The sequence below is a fragment of the Negadavirga shengliensis genome (assembly GCF_042652345.1).
GTDB lineage: Bacteria > Bacteroidota > Bacteroidia > Cytophagales > Cyclobacteriaceae > Negadavirga > Negadavirga shengliensis.
This window is the reverse complement of sequence record NZ_JBHSJJ010000037.1, coordinates 1-3,069: the sequence shown is the minus strand read 5'-3', so window position 1 is coordinate 3,069 and position 3,069 is coordinate 1. Positions and strand designations below refer to the sequence as shown.

At 59.4% G+C, this 3,069-nt stretch carries 2 protein-coding genes; both read left to right on the top strand.

Features of this window, described 5'->3' with window-relative positions; translation table 11 throughout:
* Positions 1–886, top strand: an 886-nt coding sequence (locus ACFPFU_RS25540; RefSeq protein ID WP_377069565.1) for a DUF1501 domain-containing protein, incomplete at its 5' end; no start/stop codon positions are given.
* Between the two features lie 40 nt (positions 887–926).
* On the top strand, positions 927–3,065 hold the full coding sequence (locus ACFPFU_RS25535; RefSeq protein ID WP_377069563.1) for a c-type cytochrome domain-containing protein: 2,139 nt from the start codon (positions 927–929) through the stop codon (positions 3,063–3,065).
* Positions 3,066–3,069 lie beyond the last annotated feature (4 nt).

Below are 3,069 nucleotides of genomic sequence, written 5' to 3'. Positions count from 1 at the left end.
CAACCTGCCCGGTTTCTGCGTGCTGCTTTCCCGGGGGAAGGGCAACGGCCAGGGGGTCTATTCCAAGCTGTGGACCAACGGCTTCCTGGATTCCGTCCACCAGGGGGTGCAGTTCTCAAGCGGCGACGAGCCGGTCCTGTACCTCAACGACCCCGAAGGGATGGGCAAAGAAGACCGCAGGAGGATGCTGGACAGAATCTCCGAACTGAACCGGATCAGTTACCGATCCTTCGGGGACCCCGAGATCAGTGCCAAGATCCAGCAGTACGAAATGGCTTTCAGGATGCAGACGGCGGTCCCCGAGGTCACCGACCTGAGCAGGGAACCCGACAGCATCGTGAAGCTGTACGGCCCCGAATGCCTGGTGCCGGGCACCTATGCGGCCAACTGCCTGCTGGCAAGGAAGCTTTCGGAGAACGGCGTGCGGTTCGTCCAGCTCTACCACCAGGGCTGGGACCAGCACGGGAACCTGCCCAACGAAATGGCCATGCAGGCCAAAGATACCGACCAGGCATCGGCTGCCCTGGTCACGGACCTCAAACAGCGGGGGCTGCTGGACGAGACCCTGGTGATCTGGGGCGGCGAATTCGGCAGGACGAATTACTGCCAGGGGAGGTTCTCCCCCGACAACTACGGCAGGGACCACCATCCCCGGGCCTTCTCCGTATGGATGGCCGGCGGGGGCATCAAACCCGGCACGGTTTACGGCGAGACGGACGAATTCGGTTACAATATCGTCAAAGACCCGGTGCATGTGCATGATTTTCATGCCACCATGCTTCATCTTTTGGGTGTTGACCATGAGCGGCTCACCTTCCGGCACCAGGGAAGGAGGTACAGGCTGACGGATGTGGCGGGAAATGTAGTCAGTGGTTTGATCGCCTGAAAGGGCCGGACCCAAAAAGTTTGAAGTAACCCGGTTTTATATGTTATCACCCAGATTGAAGGCGGTTTCGGGACAGCTGCTGTTTGCCGCCAATGTCTTTGTACTCGTACTCGTAATCGGAGAAAGCCGGCTGCTGATACCGGACTGGCTGCACGTTTTCGGGAGGCTCCATCCCCTGCTGCTCCACTTCCCGATTGTCCTGCTGCTTCTGGCGGTTTTGCTGCTGGCCCTCCCCGGTCTGCTCAGAAACCGGGAAGACTCGGCGGAGTATGGGGGCAACATGCTCCTGTTGGGGGCGCTGGCGGCCGCTTTTACCGTCATAGCCGGGCTGCTGCTCTCCCATGAGGAGGGGTATGACCCGGAAGCCCTTGTATGGCACAAATGGACCGGCCTGGGGGTCTTCTGGGGCGCTTCGCTGCTGTATCTTTTTGTGGAAAAGGCAGACGGGGCGGCTCTGAAAGCCGGTGCGGGCGTACTGGCACTGACCGTTGTCCTTTCGGGGCATTTCGGTGCGGCCGTCACCCACGGGGAGGATTTCATCACGGCCCCTTTGGTCAGGGACCGGGGAGTCAATGTGAGCCTGGACGAGGCGGAGGTTTTTGCCCACGTGGTCCAGCCGATACTGCAGAACAAATGCATCAGCTGCCACAAAGCTTCCAAACAGAAGGGGGAGCTGAGGCTTGATGCTCCCCAATACATCAAAAAGGGCGGGGAATCCGGTCCCGTGCTGAAGCCCGGGGACGTGGACAACAGCCCGCTGATACAGCGGCTTCACCTTCCCCTGGAAGATGACGACCACATGCCGCCGAAGGGCAAACCACAGCTCACCGACGGGGAAAAGGCCATCCTTGAAGCCTGGATTGCCGGCGGCGCGGATTATGAAAGGAAAGTTTTGGAACTGGGGGATACTGCCCGCATTTACCATCTGGCGGTGGAGAAATTTACGTCCAAGCCCAAATCCTATGATTTTAAGGCCGCCGACGCCAAAAAAATCAGCGGGCTGAACAGTTTTTACAGAAAAGTCCATCCCGTGGATTCGGATTCTCCCGCGCTGTCCGTGAGTTATTTCGGGAGGTCGGATTTTGACCCCTCCTCGCTGCGGGAACTGAAGGACATCTACCAACAGACGGTCTCGCTGAACCTGAACAGCATGCCCGTGGGTGACGGGGGAATGGCCTATCTGGAGCCTTTCGTCAACCTGGAGAGGCTGTACCTGAATTCCGCGGCGGTCCGGGGCGAAGGGCTGGAATTCCTTGCCGGGATGGAAAAGCTCTCACTGCTCTCCCTTTCGGGAAACCCCCTGGACGGGGAGGCGGTGGACAGGCTGGGACAGCTGAAGGGCTTAAAGCAGCTGTATGTCTGGAACACGGGACTGGACCAAAATGCCTGTGAAAGACTGCGGGAGTCTCTGCCGGATACCCGCATCGAGACGGGTTATACGGATGACGGCACCGTGTACACGCTCAATCCCCCTGTCCTCAGATTCGACAGGGCTTTTTTCAGGGACAGGCTTGAGGTGAAAATAGAGCATCCCATACAGGGGACGCACATATATTATACTTTGGACGGGACGGAGCCCGACAGCAGCAACTTCATACCCTACGGGGGCCCTTTGGAGATCACCGGGGACCTCACGCTGAAGGCCAGGGCCTTTGCCCCGGGCTGGAAGGGGAGCGGGACGGCCGAGGCGGAGTTTGTCCGTTCGGAGATCCGTCCCCGGGAGTCCGTGCTGAGGTTTCCCCCGGAAGACAGGTACAAGGGCGACGGCGTCAGCAGCCTGTTCGACGGGGACAAGGCGGTCCCGGATGTGTGGGACCTGAACTGGCTCGGCTTCCTCAACAGCCCGCTGGATGTGGAGATGGAGTTCGGGGAGCCCACGGACATCAGCCATATGGCCCTTTCCATCTGGCACAACGTGGGGGCCAGGTTTTTCCCCCCCGGACAGGTGGAGATCTGGACAAAAAAGACCGGTGAAGACTGGAGCCTGGCCAAAAAATTCAGGCCGCAGCCACCCGGAAAAGATGACAAAGCACATCTGAGACAGATGGAGATCCCTTTTTCGGCCGAGGGCGTGGAGAAAATGAGGCTGGTGGCCACCCCGGTAAGCTCCCTGCCCCCATGGCACGGAGGCGCGGGTGCCAAAGCTTGGCTCATGGTGGATGAACTGGTGCTGAATTGATTTT